The sequence below is a fragment of the Nocardia sp. NPDC024068 genome, assembly GCF_040638875.1.
GTDB lineage: Bacteria > Actinomycetota > Actinomycetes > Mycobacteriales > Mycobacteriaceae > Nocardia.
In genome coordinates, this window is sequence record NZ_JBEZYU010000079.1 from 1 (window position 1) to 16,997 (window position 16,997).

Annotated in this window: 14 protein-coding genes; 1 reads left to right on the forward strand and 13 read right to left on the reverse strand. The window is 68.6% G+C overall.

Translation table 11 applies throughout. From position 1 onward, the window contains the following. Nucleotides 1-115: 115 nt before the first annotated feature. The 9 genes from purM to purS form a co-directional block, all read right to left on the reverse strand. Nucleotides 116-1,195 (reverse strand): phosphoribosylformylglycinamidine cyclo-ligase, encoded by a 1,080-nt coding sequence (gene purM, locus AB0F41_RS29540; RefSeq protein WP_357429507.1) that lies wholly within the window; start codon nt 1,193-1,195, stop codon nt 116-118. Between the two features lie 151 nt (nt 1,196-1,346). Further along, nucleotides 1,347-2,945 carry an amidophosphoribosyltransferase gene (purF, locus tag AB0F41_RS29545; RefSeq protein ID WP_357429509.1) on the reverse strand — a complete coding sequence of 533 codons (1,599 nt, stop codon included), beginning with the start codon at nt 2,943-2,945 and terminating at the stop codon, nt 1,347-1,349. Nucleotides 2,946-3,290: 345 nt separating this feature from the next. After that, entirely contained in the window at nt 3,291-3,785 is a 495-nt protein-coding gene (locus AB0F41_RS29550; RefSeq protein ID WP_357429511.1) for a hypothetical protein, read from the reverse strand. Then, nucleotides 3,782-4,486 carry a CPBP family intramembrane glutamic endopeptidase gene (locus AB0F41_RS29555; RefSeq protein WP_357429513.1) on the reverse strand — a complete coding sequence of 235 codons (705 nt, stop codon included), beginning with the start codon at nt 4,484-4,486 and terminating at the stop codon, nt 3,782-3,784. The genes AB0F41_RS29550 and AB0F41_RS29555 overlap by 4 nt, the downstream gene beginning before the upstream one ends. Beyond that, the gene (locus AB0F41_RS29560) at nt 4,483-6,222 is read right to left on the reverse strand and encodes an alpha/beta hydrolase (protein ID WP_357429515.1); all 1,740 of its coding nucleotides are present in this window, start codon (nt 6,220-6,222) and stop codon (nt 4,483-4,485) included. Before AB0F41_RS29560 ends, AB0F41_RS29555 begins: the two co-directional genes overlap by 4 nt. 76 nt (nt 6,223-6,298) lie before the next feature. Next, nucleotides 6,299-8,590, reverse strand: a complete 2,292-nt coding sequence (gene purL / locus AB0F41_RS29565) for a phosphoribosylformylglycinamidine synthase subunit PurL (RefSeq protein WP_357429517.1) — start codon at nt 8,588-8,590, stop codon at nt 6,299-6,301. A 250-nt stretch (nt 8,591-8,840) separates the two neighbouring features. Beyond that, nucleotides 8,841-10,121, reverse strand: a complete 1,281-nt coding sequence (locus AB0F41_RS29570) for a M18 family aminopeptidase (protein ID WP_357429519.1) — start codon at nt 10,119-10,121, stop codon at nt 8,841-8,843. A 142-nt stretch (nt 10,122-10,263) separates the two neighbouring features. Continuing rightward, nucleotides 10,264-10,941 carry a phosphoribosylformylglycinamidine synthase subunit PurQ gene (gene purQ / locus AB0F41_RS29575; protein ID WP_357429521.1) on the reverse strand — a complete coding sequence of 226 codons (678 nt, stop codon included), beginning with the start codon at nt 10,939-10,941 and terminating at the stop codon, nt 10,264-10,266. Further along, nucleotides 10,938-11,174, reverse strand: a complete 237-nt coding sequence (purS, locus tag AB0F41_RS29580; RefSeq protein WP_357429523.1) for a phosphoribosylformylglycinamidine synthase subunit PurS — start codon at nt 11,172-11,174, stop codon at nt 10,938-10,940. Before purS ends, purQ begins: the two co-directional genes overlap by 4 nt. A gap of 149 nt (nt 11,175-11,323) precedes the next feature. On the opposite strand from purS, the gene AB0F41_RS29585 reads away from it, so the two are divergent. After that, on the forward strand, nt 11,324-11,968 hold the full coding sequence (locus AB0F41_RS29585; protein WP_357429525.1) for an MBL fold metallo-hydrolase: 645 nt from the start codon (nt 11,324-11,326) through the stop codon (nt 11,966-11,968). 147 nt (nt 11,969-12,115) lie between these two features. Here the strand turns inward: AB0F41_RS29585 and AB0F41_RS29590 are convergent, their stop codons facing one another. The 4 genes from AB0F41_RS29590 to AB0F41_RS29605 form a co-directional block, all read right to left on the reverse strand. Then, nucleotides 12,116-12,820, reverse strand: coding sequence for a DUF2334 domain-containing protein (locus AB0F41_RS29590; protein ID WP_357429527.1), 705 nt, complete (start codon nt 12,818-12,820; stop codon nt 12,116-12,118). Nucleotides 12,821-13,004: 184 nt separating this feature from the next. Further along, nucleotides 13,005-15,176, reverse strand: a complete 2,172-nt coding sequence (locus tag AB0F41_RS29595) for a S9 family peptidase (protein WP_357429529.1) — start codon at nt 15,174-15,176, stop codon at nt 13,005-13,007. Between the two features lie 58 nt (nt 15,177-15,234). Continuing rightward, nucleotides 15,235-16,278, reverse strand: a complete 1,044-nt coding sequence (locus tag AB0F41_RS29600; RefSeq protein ID WP_357429530.1) for an alpha/beta hydrolase family protein — start codon at nt 16,276-16,278, stop codon at nt 15,235-15,237. A 98-nt stretch (nt 16,279-16,376) separates the two neighbouring features. Continuing rightward, nucleotides 16,377-16,802, reverse strand: a complete 426-nt coding sequence (locus AB0F41_RS29605) for an HIT family protein (RefSeq protein WP_357429532.1) — start codon at nt 16,800-16,802, stop codon at nt 16,377-16,379. Between the last annotated feature and the right edge of the window lie 195 nt (nt 16,803-16,997).

Consider the following 16,997-nt stretch of genomic DNA (forward strand, 5'->3'; position numbering starts at 1 on the left):
GGGGCCCGCCCGGTTCTGGAGCGACCAGAGGGAGGGAGCGCAGCGACCGACCGCCGGGAGTGAAGAACCGGGTTAATAGGGCCCCACCCTCGAGCAGCGGAGCCGCTCCAAAATCTCAGAAGCGGGGGTGGTCCCCCAGCAGCACGGCGCGCGGGGCGTCGGTGTCCTTGGCCTTCTTCACACTGCCCAGGGTCCAGCATGCGATATGCCGGGCGGTGAGCACGGCCAGGGCGCGGTCGACATCTTCGGGAGCGACCACCGCGACCATCCCCACGCCCATGTTGAAGGTTTTCTCCATCTCTTCCCGCTCCACCCGGCCGCGCTGGGCGATCATTTTGAAGATCGGGGCCGGGTTCCAGGTGCCGCGGTCGAGTTCGGCCACCAGTCCGGCCGGCAGCACCCGGGCCAGATTCGCGGCGAGGCCGCCGCCGGTGATGTGGGAGAAGGTGCGGACGTCGGTTTCGGCGATGAGCGCGAGGCAGTCCTTGGCGTAGATCCGGGTGGGCTCGAGCAGCTCTTCACCGAGCGTGCGGCCGAACTCCTCCACTTGCCCGGTCAGCGACATCCGGTCTATCTCGAGCAGTACCTTGCGGGCCAGGCTGTAGCCGTTGGAGTGCAACCCGGAGGAGCCCATGGCGATCACGACGTCGCCGGGGCGGACCCGGTCCGGGCCGAGCAGTTCGTCGGCTTCCACCACTCCGACACCGGTGGCCGAGAGGTCGTAGTCCTCGGCGCCCATCATGCCGGGATGTTCCGCGGTTTCCCCGCCGAGCAGCGCGCAACCGGCGCGGACGCAGCCTTCGGCGATACCGGAGACCAGTTCGGCCACCCGCTCGGGGATCACCTTGCCGACTGCGATGTAGTCCTGCAGGAACAGCGGTTCGGCACCGCATACCACCAGGTCGTCGACGACCATCGCGACCAGGTCCAGGCCGACGGTGTCGTGCTTGTCCAGGGCCTGCGCGACCGCGATCTTGGTGCCGACGCCGTCGGTGGACGAGGCGAGCAGCGGCTCCCGGTAGCTCTTCTTCAATGCGAACAGCCCGGCGAATCCACCGAGCCCGCCCTGGACCTCGGGGCGGCTGGCCTTGCGCGCGAGCGGGGCGAACAACTCGACGGCCCGGTCACCGGCCTCGATATCCACACCTGCTGCGGCATAGGAGGCACCGGCACCGGTGGCGTTCTGCTCAGTCATTGTCGGGGAAAGCTCCAAACCGAATCCGCGGGATGATTTACCTGCTGAGCTGAGTGTATTGGCGTACCCGCGCGCGTGGGGCCGGTACCCCCATGTGTCTCGAACCCGGGTGGTGGCGCCGGACACGTGGACCGGCGGCCGACCGGCCGGATCACGGCCGGCTGAGCGCGCTGGCGTTCGCGTTCTCGGTGAGCACCCGGGTGTGTGAGCTGCCGCCGAACTCCAGCAGGTTCTTTCCGATCGCCGCCTCGCTGGGCAGCGGAATCGGATAGTTGCCGTCGAAACACGCACAGCACAGCCGGGTCCGCGGCTGTTCGGTGGCGGCGACCATCCCGTCCAGGGAGATGTATCCGAGGGTGTCGGCGCCGATGGACCGGCGCACGCCCTCCACCATTTCGTGTACGGCGGCGGAATCGACAGGGCCGACCGGTCCGCCGTCCGGATCGGTGCCGGCGTTGTTGGCGACCAGTTCGGCGCGGGAGGCGAAGTCGATCCCGTAGAAGCAGGGCCATTTCACCGGCGGTGAGGCGATCCGCACATGGATTTCGAGCGCTCCGGCTTCACGCAACATCCGGATGAGGGCCCGCTGGGTATTGCCGCGGACGATCGAATCGTCCACGACGATGAGCCGTTTCCCGCGAATGACCTCGCGCAGCGGGTTGAGCTTCAGCCGGATACCGAGCTGCCGGATGGTCTGGCTGGGCTGGATGAAGGTACGGCCGACATAGGCGTTCTTCATCAGTCCCTGCCCGTAGGGCAGACCCGAACCCTGCGCGTAGCCCACCGCGGCCGGGGTTCCGGATTCGGGGACGGGTATCACCAGGTCCGCGTCCACCGGGTGTTCGGAGGCGAGGCGGCGGCCGATCTCGACCCGGGTGGCGTGCACGGACCGACCGGAGATGTGGCTGTCCGGGCGGGCCAGGTAGACGTATTCGAATACGCAACCCTTGGGCTCGGGGTTGGCGAAGCGCAGCGAACGCACGCCGTCGGCATCGATGGCGAGCAGTTCACCGGGTTCGATCTCACGGACGAAGGAGGCGCCGACAATATCGAGGGCCGCGGTTTCGCTGGCCACCACCCACCCGCGTTCCAGCCGGCCCAGTACCAGCGGACGCACACCGTGCGGATCGCGGGCGGCGTAGAGGGTGTGCTCGTCCATGAAGGTGAGGCAGAACGCGCCACGCACCGTGGGCAGCAGATCCATCGCCGCCTGCTCGATACTCGAATCCGCGGCGGCATGCGCGAGCAGCGCGGTCATCACATCGGAATCGGAGGTGGCCGATACGGAGCCGGGGCGCCCCGGTCCGGCGACCAGGCCGAGTTCCCGGGCTCGATCCGCGAGCTCCGCGGTATTGACGAGATTGCCGTTGTGTCCGAGAGCCAGCCCAGAGCCGACCGCGGTGGTCCGGAAGATCGGCTGCGCGTTTTCCCAGGTGGTGGCACCGGTGGTGGAGTACCGGCAGTGCCCGACGGCGACGTGACCGGGCATGGCGGCCAGTGTTTGCTCGTCGAACACCTGGCTGACCAGACCGAGGTCCTTGAACACCAGCACCTGCGAACCGTCGGAGACGGCGATACCGGCCGCCTCCTGTCCACGGTGTTGTAGCGCATACAGGCCGTAGTAGGTGAGCTTGGCCACGTCCTCGCCAGGAGCCCAGACTCCGAAGACTCCGCACTCCTCGCGGGGCGGGTTCTCCGTCTCGTCGGTTGCGGTGGGATTGCTGACAGCCGGTTGATCGGCGTGGGTCACCGTGTGCTCCCTGGTCGGGCGGGTGTTAGGGGCATCCGACAGTCTACGGGTGCCCGGTGGACGTGCGGCACCGGACCAGCAGTCCGGCGGCAAGCGGCGACACGCCGGGCGGCTCCCGGTCGCCGCGGCGTAGCGCTGCGGCGACCGCAGCTGTTCAGCAAACGCTCGGCCGCAGTTAACACCCCTTTCACCTGGTGAAATGCGGCGGGGACAACGGTGGGCCCGCGTGTCCGGCCCGGTGGCACCGGACCTCTTTCCGAGTGACGCTCATAAGCCCGGGGCCGGTCCGCGCGCAACGTGGGAGATATCACCCGGCACGGCGGCCCGCAGAGGCTCGCGGCGAGGTCACCATCCACGGCCGGGCAACCGGCCGCCGGGCGGCAGATACCCGTCCACCTCGGCACCCAGTTCCTTGGCCGCGGTAGCGATATCGGCGGGTGCCAGACGCGCGGTGACGACGAAGGGCGAACCCTCGTCGGTTCGCCGATCCCACGGTGGTAGGAACTCCAGATCCAGTGCGATCGCCAACTCGACCGCGCCGGCGCCGCGGGTGGCGGTGAAACCCAGATTGGGCTCGCTGAAGGTCAGCCGGGCCGGGCCGGGCACCGGAGCGTCGTCGCCGTCCGCCTCGGCGGCGATACGCTTCAACCAGTCGGCCAGTTCCACCGATTCGTCCAGCGTCAGTGCCTGCCACCGGAACGACCAGTTCCCCTCCGGGCAGTTCGCGACGCCCGCGATCACGAGCCAGCCGTACCGGATTCGCGGATCGATATGGTCCGGAAACTGATATCCGGCAACAGAGAGCTCCACACCGAATCCGTCGCTGTCGATCAACCTCACCGGCGCAGTGTGTCACCATCGGCGCGTCCACGCCCGGCAAACACTGCCGGTGCACCCGGCCGATGCCGCGGCGATGACCCGACTCCCGCGCGTCCGAGGGTTTTTCGGGCCAGCAGGGCGCCTCCGGCGTTGACCGCCCAATGCAGGAGCGCGGGGGCCGTGACGCTGCCGGAATACCGGGCGAGCGCGCCGAAGAGCAGCCCGGAGGCGCCGGTGAAAGCGACCGTCACGGCGACGCTGTCACCCGCGGCGCGAGCGGGATGTATATGCCAGAGGCCGAAGGCGGCGGCCCCGGCCACGGTCCCCACACGGGACCCGAATTCGGTGTCCAGCAGCGGGTCCAGAGTGGCGCGGAAGATCAGCTCCTCGGTGTAGACGGTGCCCAGCGGGATATGCACCGCGACCCATTCGGCAGTGCTCACATCGGCGGCGCGGTCACCGCTATCGCCGAGCACCCGCCGCACCGGGGGCAGGTAGGCGGCCACCGTGTATCCGGCCGCCACAAGTGCCGCGCAACCGATCCCGGCGCGGAGACCGGATCCGGACACCCAGTTCGGCCGACCGCCCAACACCAGGGTGTACCCGGTGGCGGCCAGCGTATTGGCAACCGTGCGGCCGCGGCGGCCCATCCCGGCCCGCGGCAGCAGCCAATTGCTCCACAGCAGTGGCGCCGCCACGGCGACCAATACCCGGGCCCTCATTTCACCTCGCGCTCATAGGCTTCGTACGCCTCGATCTCCAACCGGATCCGCTCGGCCAGTTCGGGACTCCAGCCCGGCGGCTGGGCGACCGCGGCCCAGCCGTCCAGCACCAGACTCCCGTAACGGTGACCGTGGCCGTCGCGTACACCCTGGGCGTTCGTGAGATCGGCGGACACCTGCCAGAAGGTGACCAGCGGCGCCCAGTGCATCCGCGGCGAGACGTCGCTGCCGCGTGGTTCCGACAGCCAGTCCGGTCGGGTGAGGGCCAGATCCGGTGACCACCATACGATCGGATCGGATGGGTGCTGCAGGTAGGCGATCCGCGGCGCCCGCCACTCCGGGCCCGGGCGGGCGAGTTCGTCGCGGGTGGCAGCGAACCGGATCACCAGACCGTCGGCATAGACCGGCGACGTCTCGGGCGACCCCGGATCGCGGCGGCTGACGAACTGCTGCCACAGCCGGTTGGAGTTGGGCGGGCCCACCCAGAGCGCGCCGTCGACCTTCGCACGCAGATCGGCGAGCCCGTCGAACGCGGCCTCCGATCCCTGCGAGCCCAGGCTCTCCCCGTATACCAGCAGTTTCGGCCGGTCGTCGGCCGGGCGGGCGCGGATCCGGTCGTAGACCGCGTCGAACAATTCGCGGCCCTCGTCGGCGACCTTCCCGCGATCGGCCAGGAAGGACAGTGCGCTCGGGAGATAGGAGTACTGAGTGGCCACGATCGCGGAATCGCCGCCGTACATGTATTCGATCGCGTTGGCGGCCATCGAATTCACCCATCCGGTACCCGTAGTGGTGACCACGACCAGCACCTCACGATCGAACGCGCCGGTCCGTTCCAGTTCGGCGACCGCCAGCTCGGCCTGGGTCTGCCCGGTGTCGCGCACCGATTCCAGACCCACGTAGGCCCGCACCGGTTCCCGCGCGGGCCGGCCGGTGACCCGAGCGATGCGGTCGGCGCCGGGTCCGTGGGAAACGAACCAGCGCCCCTCGAAGCCGAGGGTTTCCCAGGCCGCCAGGGAATCCGGGCTGCCCGACCGCTCCGGAAGTTCGGGCTGCACGGCGTACTCGGAACGGTTGTCGTTGCGGACACTGAACGCCGAGTTCGCGACAGCGAAGAACGCACGACCGGCCACCCCGTTGAAAAGGGTCACCAGCAACAGGACCATCAGCAGGAAACCGGCGGACGGCGCGAGTTCGCGCGGAACACGAACCCACCGGTTGAGTTCGCGGGCCAGGAACAGCGCCAGCTCCCGCAGGGTGCGATAGCAGGCCACGACGAGCACCCCGACAGTGAGGCTGAGTCCGCCGGTGCGCAGATACGCCGGGGTGGTGGTGCCCTCCATCCCCATCAGTGCGGCGAGCTCACGCTGCCAATGCGCGGATTGCACCAGCATGTACCCGGCGCTCAGGACGGCAGTGAGCAACACCGCCGATTTCATCGCGTACCGGGACCAGGTGGGCGGCGACGGAATCCGGGTGAGCCGGGGCCGGACCCACAGCCGGAACAACCATTCCAGCAGACATCCGGCGCCGTACCCGATCGCGGCGTTGATCCCGCTGATCAAACCCTGGAACATCCAGTCGCGGGGTAGCAGCGACGGGGTGACCGACAGTGCGAAGAACACCGTCGCGACCACCAGGCCCACATAGTTGAGGTCGACGATCCGTTCGATCCGCCGGATCACCGTGACACACCGGGACCGCAATCTCGTCACGGTATCGGCGGTTTCCAACACCAGACCAGTATGGAGGGCGCGGCCGGTGCCGGGCGCCGGGCCGGGCCGGCGACGGCGTGGCACGCGCCCTCCGGGCTCAGGCTCCGGCTCCGAAAAGGGCGGGGAGGGTGCCTTCGTGGGCGGCGCGCAGGTCGGCCATCGAGACCGAGAACTGGCCCTGGACCTCGACCGAGTCGGCTCCCTGGTCCACCACGCCGATCCGCACCCAGGGCAGGTCCCGGGCCGTGCACATCCGGGTGAACCGGGTCTCCTCCGAGCGCGGCACGGCCACCAGCACGCGGCCGGCCGATTCGGAGAACAACATGACGAACGGGTCGGCGTCCTCGGGCAGTAGCACCCGGCAGCCGGTTTCACCGGCCAGCGCGGCCTCTACGACCGCCTGTGCCAGGCCGCCCTCGGAGAGGTCGTGGGCGGCGCTGATCATGCCGTCACGGGAACCGGCGGTGAGCACCTCGGCGAGCAGCTTCTCGCGGGCGAAATCGACCTGGGGCGGCAGACCGCCCAGATGGCCGTGCGCGACCTGTGCCCATACCGAACCGCCGAACTCGTCGCGGGTATCGCCCAGCAGGATCAGGCTCTCGCCCGGCTCCAGGCCGAGTCCGGTGGGGATGCGGCGGTGCACATCGTCGATGACACCGAGCACACCGACCACCGGGGTGGGCAGGATGGCGTTCTCGCCGGTCTGGTTGTAGAAGCTGACGTTGCCGCCGGTCACCGGGATGCCGAGTTCCACACAGCCGTCCGCCAGCCCGCGTACCGCCTGCTGGAATTGCCACATGACGGCCGGATCCTCCGGCGATCCGAAGTTCAGGCAGTTCGTGACTGCCTTGGGGGTGGCGCCGGTGCTGGCCACGTTCCGGTACGCCTCGGCCAGGGCCAGCCGCGCACCGGTGTAGGGGTCGAGTTTGGTGTAGTGCCCGGAGGCGTCGGTGGCCAGCGCGATACCGCGGCCGGTCTCCTCGTCCACCCGGATCATGCCGGCATCGGCGTATTCGGCCAGCACGGTGTTACCGCGCACGTAGCGGTCGTACTGCTCGGTGATCCACTTGCGGCTGCACAGCTGCGGGCTGGCCACCATCTTCAGCAGGGTCTCGCGCAGTTCCCCGGACGTCTTCGGCCGCGGCAACTCGTCGGGCCTGTCGGCGTTGAGCGTGTCCTGGCTGTCGGGGCGCCGCACCGGACGCTCGTACACCGGGCCCTCGTGCGCCACGGTGCGCGGCGGCACATCCACCACGGTGTCGCCGTTCCAGGTGACCACCAGCCGCTCGCCGTCGGTGACCTCGCCGATCACCGTGGCCAGCACATCCCACTTCTTGCAGACGGCCATGAACGCGTCGACGTTCTCCGGCGTCACCACCGCGCACATCCGTTCCTGCGATTCACTCGACAGGACCTCGGCAGGTGTCATATCGGCGGCGCGCAGCGGGACCCGGTCCAGTTCGATACGCATCCCGCCGTCACCGGCGGCGGCCAGTTCGGAGGTCGCGCAGGACAGCCCGGCGCCGCCGAGATCCTGGATGCCCACCACCAGTCCGGCGTGGTACAGCTCCAGACAGCATTCGATCAGGACCTTCTCGGTGAACGGGTCGCCCACCTGCACGCTGGGCAGCTTCTTGCGTCCGGTCCCCGATTCGTCGCCGGAGAAGGTGTCCGAGGCCAGTACCGAGACACCGCCGATCCCGTCCAGGCCGGTACGGGCGCCGAAAAGGATGATCTTGTTACCCGTACCCGACGCGAACGCCAGATGCAGATCCTCCACCCGCATGACTCCGGCGCACAGCGCGTTCACCAGCGGGTTCCCCTGGTAGGAGGCATCGAAGACGGTTTCGCCGCCGATATTGGGCAGCCCCAGGGAGTTGCCGTAACCGCCGACCCCGCGCACCACACCGTCGAGCACCCGGCGGGTATCGGCGGCATCCACCGCGCCGAAGCGGAGCTGATCCATCACCGCGATCGGCCGGGCACCCATCGCCATGATGTCGCGGACGATCCCGCCGACACCGGTCGCGGCGCCCTGATAAGGCTCGACATAGGACGGATGGTTGTGGCTCTCCACCTTGAAGGTGACCGCCCAGCCGTCACCGATATCGACCACACCCGCGTTCTCACCGATCCCGGCGAGCATGGAGGCGCGCATCTCCTCGGTGGTGGTCTCGCCGAAATAGCGCAGATGCACCTTGGAGGATTTGTAGGAACAGTGCTCGCTCCACATCACGGAGTACATGGCGAGCTCGGCATCGGTGGGCCGGCGACCCAGAATGTCGCGGATCCGGGCGTATTCGTCGTCCTTGAGGCCGAGCTCGGCGTACGGCTGCGGCGTATCCGGGGTGGCGGCGGCGGTGGCGACCGTATCGACCTGCTCAGTCACGGGATTACCAGGATCCTTTCGTAGGTTGGCGCGCCGGCGCGCGCGAGCTCCGGCCGCCCCGCCCTCCGATACGGGGACCCCACGGTCATCGGTTCGGCGTCTTCGCCGCGGGGTCGTCGCGAACACAGGGTCGGGCCGGAACGAGGGGCCTCGACGGCGGGGCCCCGACAGGTTTGATCCAGCAGGAATCTTACGTTCACCTGCGCCGGGCACATCCCCGGCCCCATCACCGGCGAGACGCCCGCCGCAGTCAGCTCTCCGGGGCCAGGAACGCCGCCAGCGCCGCCGCGTACGCGCTGATATCCGACGCGCCCATCAACTCCCGGGCCGAATGCATCGCCAACTGCGGCGCCCCGATATCCACGGTCGGCATCCCGGTGCGCGCGGCGGTCATCGGCCCGATGGTCGACCCGCACGGCAGATCGGCACGATGCACATAGCGCTGCAGCGGAACGCCCGCCTGTACGCACGCCAGCGCGAACGCCCCCGCCCCCACCGCGTCGGTGGCATAACGCAGATTCTGGTTGACCTTCAGCACCGGACCACCGTTGATCTCGATCCCGTGCGCGGGCTCGTGCCGTTCCGGATAGTTCGGATGGGTGGCGTGGGCCATATCCCCCGACGCGCAGACCGATCCCGCGACCGCCGCCAGGAAATCGGCGCGGCCGCCCCCACGCGCCAGCACGATCCGTTCCAGCACCGTCGGCAGCAACTCCGACTGCGCGCCCCGATCCGACTGGCTGCCCACCTCCTCGTGGTCGAACACCGCCAGTACCGGCACCGCGGCGCCCGGGCTCTCCACCGCGGCGAGGAACGCCTGCAACCCCGCATAGCAGGTGCCCTGGTTGTCCAGCCGCGGCGCGCTGATCAGGTCACCGGCCGCGCCGATCACCCGGCTCGGCGCCAGATCATGGGTCATCAGCTCCCAGCCGAGCACATCCGCGGGATCCACCCCCGCCGACTCGGCGACGAACCCGAGGAACGACGCGGGCTCGGTCCCGACCCCCCAGATCGCGTTCACATGCCGCTGCGGATCCAGCGCCACCCCGCGACGGTCCTCGGACAGATGGATCGCCAGTTGCGGAACCCGCAGAATCGGGTCGTCGATCCGGACCAGCCGCTCCCCCAGCCCGGTCCCCTCCCGCACACTCAGCCGTCCGGATATCCCCAGCTCCCGATCGAGCCACGAGTTCAACCAGGCACCGCCGTAGGGTTCCAGCCGCACCAGCTGCCACCCCGCCACCGACAGATCGGGATGCTGTTTCACCCGCAGATTCGGACTGTCGGTATGCGCCCCCACCACCCGGAACGGCCCCGCCTGATCCGGATCGGCCCACGCCACCAACGACCCCCCGCGCACGATGTAATACCGCCCGCCCTTCTCCGGCCACACCAGCCTCTCATCGAGCCGCACAAACCCCCGCGCATCCAATTCCTCGGACATCGTGCGGCACACATGGAACGGAGAGGGCGACGCATCGATGAACGCGCACAACCCGGCGGCGGTGGCCGCACCAGCAGAACTAGGCATACAGCGACTGTATTATCCGCCGCCCCCGGCACCGCCCCGCACACCGCAACCCCCCTGCTCTCATCCGGATGAGAGCAGGGTGGTCGCCCAGGCGCTCACCGCACGGATGCCCACGTCCACCGAGGACGCGCTGGGGCTCGGGTCAGGAGGCGACCAGGGCGTCCAACGCCGACAAGAACAACCCCAACCCATCATCGCTGGGGCCGGTGAGTGCTTCCGTCGCGTGCTCCGGATGTGGCATCAGCCCCACCACCCGCTTGTTCGCCGACGCGATGCCGGCGATCCCCCGCTGCGATCCGTTCGGGTTGTCACCGGCGTACCGGAATACCACCCGGCCTTCGCCTTCGAGTTCGTCGAGGACCCGTTCGGAGGCCTGGTAGCGGCCCTCACCGGATTTCAAGGGCACCAGGATCTGGGCGCCCGGTTCGTAGCGGGAGGTCCAGGCGGTGTCGGTGGCCTCGACGCGCAGCCATTCGTCGCGGCAGATGAAGTGCAGGCCTTCGTTGCGGGTGAGGGCGCCGGGCAGCAGGCCGGCTTCGCAGAGCACCTGGAAGCCGTTGCAGATTCCGAGTACCGGCATTCCGTTGCCGGCGGCTTCGATCACCGTGCCCATTACGGGCGCGAACCGGGCGATCGCGCCGCAGCGCAAGTAGTCGCCGTAGGAGAATCCGCCCGGCACGACCACCGCGTCGACACCTTTGAGGTCGGCGTCGGCATGCCAGAGGTTCACCGCTTCGGCACCGGAGAGCCGGACCGCGCGGGCGGCGTCCACATCGTCGAGAGTGCCGGGGAAGGTGATGACCCCGATCCGGGCGGTCACGGGACGCGCACCACCTTCCAGTCCTCGATGACGGTGTTGGCCAGCAGCGATTCCGCGATCGAGGCGAGCTGGTCGTCGCTGACGTCGTCGCCGACCTCGAGTTCGAATCGCTTGCCCTGGCGGACGTCGCTGACGCCCTCGAAGCCGAGGCGCGGTAGTGCGCCGGCTATGGCCTGCCCCTGCGGATCCAGGATCTCGGCCTTCGGCATGACCTCGACCACGACACGTGCCACGGGTTGCTCCTCACAAAGGGGTGAGCTGCGCCCGGCCGCCGGAGGCGCCGGGACACGGATGGGGTTACCTGACCAGCCTAATTGCCGGGGGGCCGATCGGTCGCGCCGGGTGAGGCGAACGCCGGCGCACCCGTACTAGCCTTGGGCTTATGCGTGTAGCCCATTTCGGTCACTCCTGCGTACTCGTCGAACTGCACGGCACGAAGGTCCTGTTCGATCCCGGGGCGTTCTCGCACGGTTTCGAGGGTCTCACCGGGTTGGACGCGATCGCGGTCACCCATCAGCACGCCGACCATATCGACCCGAACCGGATCGACGCCCTGGTCGAGGCCAATCCGGGTGCCCGGCTGCTGTGCGATCCGCAGACCGCGCAGTTGCAGGGCGGCCGCTGGGAGGCGGTGCATGCGGGCAATGTCCTGGAGCTGGGCGAGTTGCGGGTCACCGGGGGCGGTGGCCGGCACGCGGTGATCCATCCCGAGCTTCCGGTGGTGGACAACACAGTGTTCCAGCTCGGCAGCGCCGGCAATCCCACCGAGTTCGTGCATCCGGGTGATTCGCTATGGGTGCCGTCTACGCCCGTGGATGTGCTCGCGATTCCGGCGGCGGCGCCGTGGATGAAGATCAGCGAGGCCGTCGACTATCTACGTTCGGTGGCGCCGCGGCTGGCCTTCCCGATCCACTACGGGATCATCGCCGAACAGGCCTGGGGAGTCTATTTCGGGCGGCTCGACGAGATGCGCAAGGCGAATACCGAATTCAAGACCCTGCAGGCCGAGAGCGGCACCGAGTTGTGAAGCCGGCGCCCGGGCCCGGCGCGGCCGGGCCCGGGCGCCGGGGAGGAACCCCCACCCCGGTATCGCCGGTCCGGGGCGGACCTACCTCCGTCTTCGACGTGACCGTGCGGGGCTCCCGCATCGGCCGTCCGTCCGTTCGCGCGGGTTTCAGGCCGCGCGGCGTATCGCGGTCACGGCTTCCCAGCGGTACACATCGCTGTGCGCACCGTGGTAGAGCGCCAGATCCACGGCGTCGAGCATGGCCTGGCGCGGGCCGGGCCGGCCCAGCTGGGCGGCGGAGACCGCCAGCCGCAGTACACCGCCGCGCCGGGCGGTGCGGGCTGCGCCCAGTACCAGCGCGCGGCACCACCAGGGTTCGGCGCGGAATCCCTCGCCGATGCCGTAGACCCGCGCCTTCTGCACGCTGTTGCGTTCGAGGTCGTGGATGCCGGTCAGGCCCAGGGAGAGCCGGAATCCGAGTTCGGGCAGTGCCGCGATCGCCCCCGCCGAGGCGTCCCAGCGCGGGGCGGCGAACAGCCGGGTCCGCAATCCGACCTGTTCCATGACGCGGTCGGCGGCGGTGAGCCGCAGCAGCGCCTCGTGTTTGGGCAGGGTCGCGAACTCCGGGCGGCGGCTCTTGGTGGCCGCCTGGTCGTAGCCGTGCAGCACGATCGCGTCGCCGCGGCCGCGGCGGCCGCGCAGCCAGGTCTGGGTGGTGGCGTCGTCGATGAGGCGGTATTTCCCCTTCAGGCGCGGCGCCACCAGCAGCGATAACCGCACCCCACGCTGATCCATCTCTTCGGCGAATCCGATCGCCGCGTCCCGGGTGGCCTCCCGGACCCCCGACACAGATACGAGCAGCTCAGCGTTCATGTATCAACGATGGCAGGCACAGGTGTCCGCGGCGTGCAGCCGCGATGACCTGCGCATGCAGCGCTGATGACCGCACCGTGGAGCGGATATGTCCTGATGGCGAACATCCGGCCACGATCCGGTCACCACAACGGAGTGCCGGGTGGGTGATGCCGCGGCATCACCCACCCGAGGCGCAGGTGTCCTAACGGTCGCCGGCTCCCACCGTGTCCAGCACCCAAGCGAACTCGAAGGCGATCTCCCGCCATTTCTCGTACCGGCCGCTGACGCCGCCGTGCCCGGCGCTCATCTCGGTTTTGAGCAGCAGCGGCGAATCACCCGTTTTGGTGGCACGCAATTTCGCGACCCATTTGGCCGGTTCCACATAGAGCACCCGGGTGTCGTTGATGCTGGTGATGGCGAGGATCGCCGGGTAGTCCTGGGCGGTCACGTTCTCGTAGGGCGAGTACGACTTCATGTACTCGTAGACTTCCTTGTCCGCCAGCGGATTTCCCCACTCGTCCCATTCGATGACGGTCAGCGGCAGGGACGGATCCAGGATCGAGGTCAGCGGATCGACGAACGGGACGTTGGCCAGCACGCCGGCGAAGAGCTCCGGCGCCATATTGGTCACCGCGCCCACCAGTAGCCCGCCCGCGCTGCCGCCGTCGGCGACCATCCGGTCCGGCGCCGAGGCACCGCTGTCGACGAGATGCCGTGCGCAGGAGACGAAATCGGTGAAGGTGTTCTTCTTGGTGAGGGTTTTTCCGTTCTCGTACCAGAGCCGCCCCATCTCCCCGCCGCCGCGGACATGGGCGATGGCGAAAACCAGACCGCGATCCAGCAGCGACAGCCGCGCCACCGAGAAACCGGGGTCCATACTCGCCTCGTAGGAGCCGTATCCATAGAGCAGCAACGGTTTCGGGCCGCTCACCGCCTCGGTGTCACGCCGGGCGACGATCGAGATCGGGATCCGGGTGCCGTCCTCGGCGACCGCCCAATCCCGATGCTGCACATAGTCGTTCGCGTCGTATCCGCCGAGCACGGGCTGCTCCTTGCGGAGCAGCAGCGCGCCGGTGTCGACGACGTAGTCGAACACCTGGGTCGGGGTGATGAACGAGGTGAGTCCCAGCCGCAGCGTCGGCTGATCCCATTCCGGGCACGAACCCAGACCCGCGCTGTAGAGCTCCAGATCGAATTCGAGCTCACGCAGTTCCCCGTACCCGTCGGGGCCCAGCGGCCACACCGCGACCCGGGGCAGCGCCTCGCGGCGGTAGCTGAGCACCAGCTGCCCGGCGAACGCGTCGACATCCTCGAGCCGGACATCGTCGCGATGCCCGATCAGGGTCCGCAGTTGCGACGGATCGTCGGCGGGTGCCTCCGCGAGGACGAAATTCTCCGCCTTCACACCGTCGACCACATCGTTGTGCAGGATCAGGAACCGGTCCTGCCCCGCCACAACAGCGTGCTCGGCGCCGTACTCCACACCCTCGCGGCGCGGCAGCAGGACCCGGAACTCGCCGGTCGGATCGTCCGATTCCAGTACCCAGCCCTCGGTGGTGATCTTGGAACCCACCCAGATCATCAGGTACTTCTCCGACCGGGTGGCACCGACGCTCACCCAGTACCGCTCGTCCGGTTCGTGGAAAACCTTGACATCGGTATCGACACCGCCGCCGAGCCGGTGCCGCCACACGGTGTCGGGGCGCCATGATTCGTCGACCGTCTGATAGAAGACGTGGCTGCCGTCCAGCGACCAGGTGGCGCCGGGCGCGGTACGCGGGATCTCGTCGCCCAGCAATTCGCCGGTGCGCAGATCCTTGAACCGCAGGGTGTAGCGCTCGTCGCCGGCGGTATCCACCGAGAACGCGAGCAGGTTGCCGTCATGGCTCACCGAGAAGGCGCCGAGGGCGAAGAAATCATGGCCTTCGGCCAGCACATTGCTGTCCAGCAGGATCTCCTCGCCCGCGATCTCGGTACCGACCTCCAGCTGCGGCGGAGTCCAGGCGTCCACACCGGTCGCGGCGGCGTCGATCGGGCACCGGCACTGCACGCCGTACTGTTTGCCCTCGAAACTGCGGGAGTAATACCAGTAGTCGCCGAGCCGGGTGGGCACCGACAGATCGGTTTCCTGGGTGCGGGATTTGATCTCGTCGAAGATCTTCTCGCGCAGCGGCGCCAGATGCGCGGTCCGCGCCTCGGTATAGGCGTTCTCGGCCTCCAGGTACGCGATGACCTCCGGGTTCTCTTTATCCCGCAGCCATTCGTACTCGTCGACGAAACGATCGCCGTGGTGCTCGCGCTCCCACGGCACCGTTTTCGCCGTCGGGGCCGCCACAGCCGCCTCACCGGTTACCGGACTACCACTGTCAGCCATGGCCACCACCGTAGCGGCCGGTCGCGGGGGCGGCAGACGCCACCGGCAGGTGCCCGGCTCAGCCTCCGATCGCGGTGCCCACCGTCGGCCAGGACGCCTTCAGATGATCGTTCCAGTACGACCAGGAATGAGTGCCCACCGGGCTGTAGTCCACCCGGATCGGCAGACCGGCCGCCCGCGCCCGGCGTTCGAACGCGATCACACAGGTATCGACCGCGAACTCGATCGGCCCGCCCAGCACGATGTTCTCCGGGAGCTGCGGTTTGGGTTCCAGTTCGTGCGGGCCCGGCAGCCCGGTCCCGGTGGACAGGTACAGGGTTTTGCCACGCAACCGGTCCAGCATGAGAGCCGGATTGTGGGCGGCCCATTCCGGGCCGCCGCCAGGGCCCCACATATTGTCCGGGTTCCCGCCCCGGGTCAGGATCGAGAACTGCACCGCCCCGGTCGCCATCCCGGTATCCGGGCAGGCGCTGTAACCGGCGACCGCGGTGTAGAGCGCGGGATGCCGGGCCGCGAGGATGTAGGCGGCGTGCCCGCCCATCGACAGCCCGCCGATGGCGTTCACCCCGTTACCGGAGAATTTGCTGTCGATGAGGGGCGGCAGCTCCTGGGTCAGGAAGGTCTCCCACTGGTAGTGGCCCAACGCCGGATCATCACGCTGCCAATTCGTGAAATAGCTGGCCTTCCCGCCCACCGGCAGCACCACATTGACGTTCTTGCCGAGGAAGAAACGTTCGGCTTCGGTGGCATTGGTCCAGGTGCTCTGCCCGACGCCCGGATCGAGCCCGTCGAGCAGGTAGTAGCTCGGGCGGGCACCGTCCCCGGCCGGATGCAACAGCTGGACCTGCACGACCTGACGCATCGCCGGCGATTCGATGAATACCGCGGACCGGGTGGGGCTCAGTGTGTCGATGCGGACGACCTCCGCCGCGAGTGCGGATGCGGGTCGCAGAACCGGGAGCCCGGCGACGAGCCCGAGCACCCCCAGCACGAGTACAGCCATCCGGAACAACCGCACGTTCATACCTCCTGCCCCCACCTGGATCACGGCATATGCCCATCCGCACCGCTCCACCCCGGCACCGGCACCCTTGATCAGCATCTATCCAGCAAATATGCCGACTATAGTCGAGATACGATCCCACATGGCCGAATACGACCGATCCGTGACCCACTCCGCCACTGGGAATCCCACTTCCGCTAACCCCGATCCAGCGCACCCCGGATCGAAGAGGCCAGGTAATCCAGGTCCTGGCGCGCGGGAGTACGCGGCCGCCCTCGCAGGCCGAAACCGTCGCCCGGGGTCCGGGGAATCACGTGCAGATGGACGTGGAACACCTCCTGGCCCGCGGTGACACCGTCGGCCAGGAAGAAGTTCACCCCGTCGCAGGCCACTTCGCTGTCGCGCAGCGCTGCTGCCAGGCGCTGACCCACCCGGAAGAGCTTGCCGCCGAGGTCGGGGTCCAGTTCGGCCAGCGAGCGGGCCGGGGTTTTCGGGACCACCAGCAGATGGCCGGGGGTCATCGGGCGGATATCCATGAAGGCCAGGACGTCGTCGTCCTCGTATACCCGGCTGGACGGGGCCCGGCCGGCGATGATGTCGGCGAAAATCGAATAGGGGTCCATAAGTGCATATTGTCGCGGGGGCAGGTGGACCTCACTGGCGAAGGTAGGGAGGTGACCTCACCCGCCAAGGCAGGGAGTGACCTCACCCGCCAAGGTGCTGTGTTTATTGGCGCGCTGGCGCGCGCGGGGTTCGGCCCCCTGAGCGTCTGCTGTCAGCCCTCGAGACTCGCGGCTGCGCCGCCTCGCTTCGAGGGC

What these genes read in the sequence shown, in the direction of transcription:
- AB0F41_RS29570 (WP_357429519.1), bottom strand. Translation starts at nt 10,121, where the DNA reads ATGCCTAGTTCTGCTGGTGCGGCCACCGCCGCCGGGTTGTGCGCGTTC.
- AB0F41_RS29600 (WP_357429530.1), bottom strand. Translation starts at nt 16,278, where the DNA reads ATGCTGATCAAGGGTGCCGGTGCCGGGGTGGAGCGGTGCGGATGGGCA.
- AB0F41_RS29595 (WP_357429529.1), bottom strand. Translation starts at nt 15,176, where the DNA reads ATGGCTGACAGTGGTAGTCCGGTAACCGGTGAGGCGGCTGTGGCGGCC.
- AB0F41_RS29590 (WP_357429527.1), bottom strand. Translation starts at nt 12,820, where the DNA reads ATGAACGCTGAGCTGCTCGTATCTGTGTCGGGGGTCCGGGAGGCCACC.
- AB0F41_RS29605 (WP_357429532.1), bottom strand. Translation starts at nt 16,802, where the DNA reads ATGGACCCCTATTCGATTTTCGCCGACATCATCGCCGGCCGGGCCCCG.
- purM (WP_357429507.1), bottom strand. Translation starts at nt 1,195, where the DNA reads ATGACTGAGCAGAACGCCACCGGTGCCGGTGCCTCCTATGCCGCAGCA.
- AB0F41_RS29585 (WP_357429525.1), top strand. Translation starts at nt 11,324, where the DNA reads ATGCGTGTAGCCCATTTCGGTCACTCCTGCGTACTCGTCGAACTGCAC.
- AB0F41_RS29555 (WP_357429513.1), bottom strand. Translation starts at nt 4,486, where the DNA reads ATGAGGGCCCGGGTATTGGTCGCCGTGGCGGCGCCACTGCTGTGGAGC.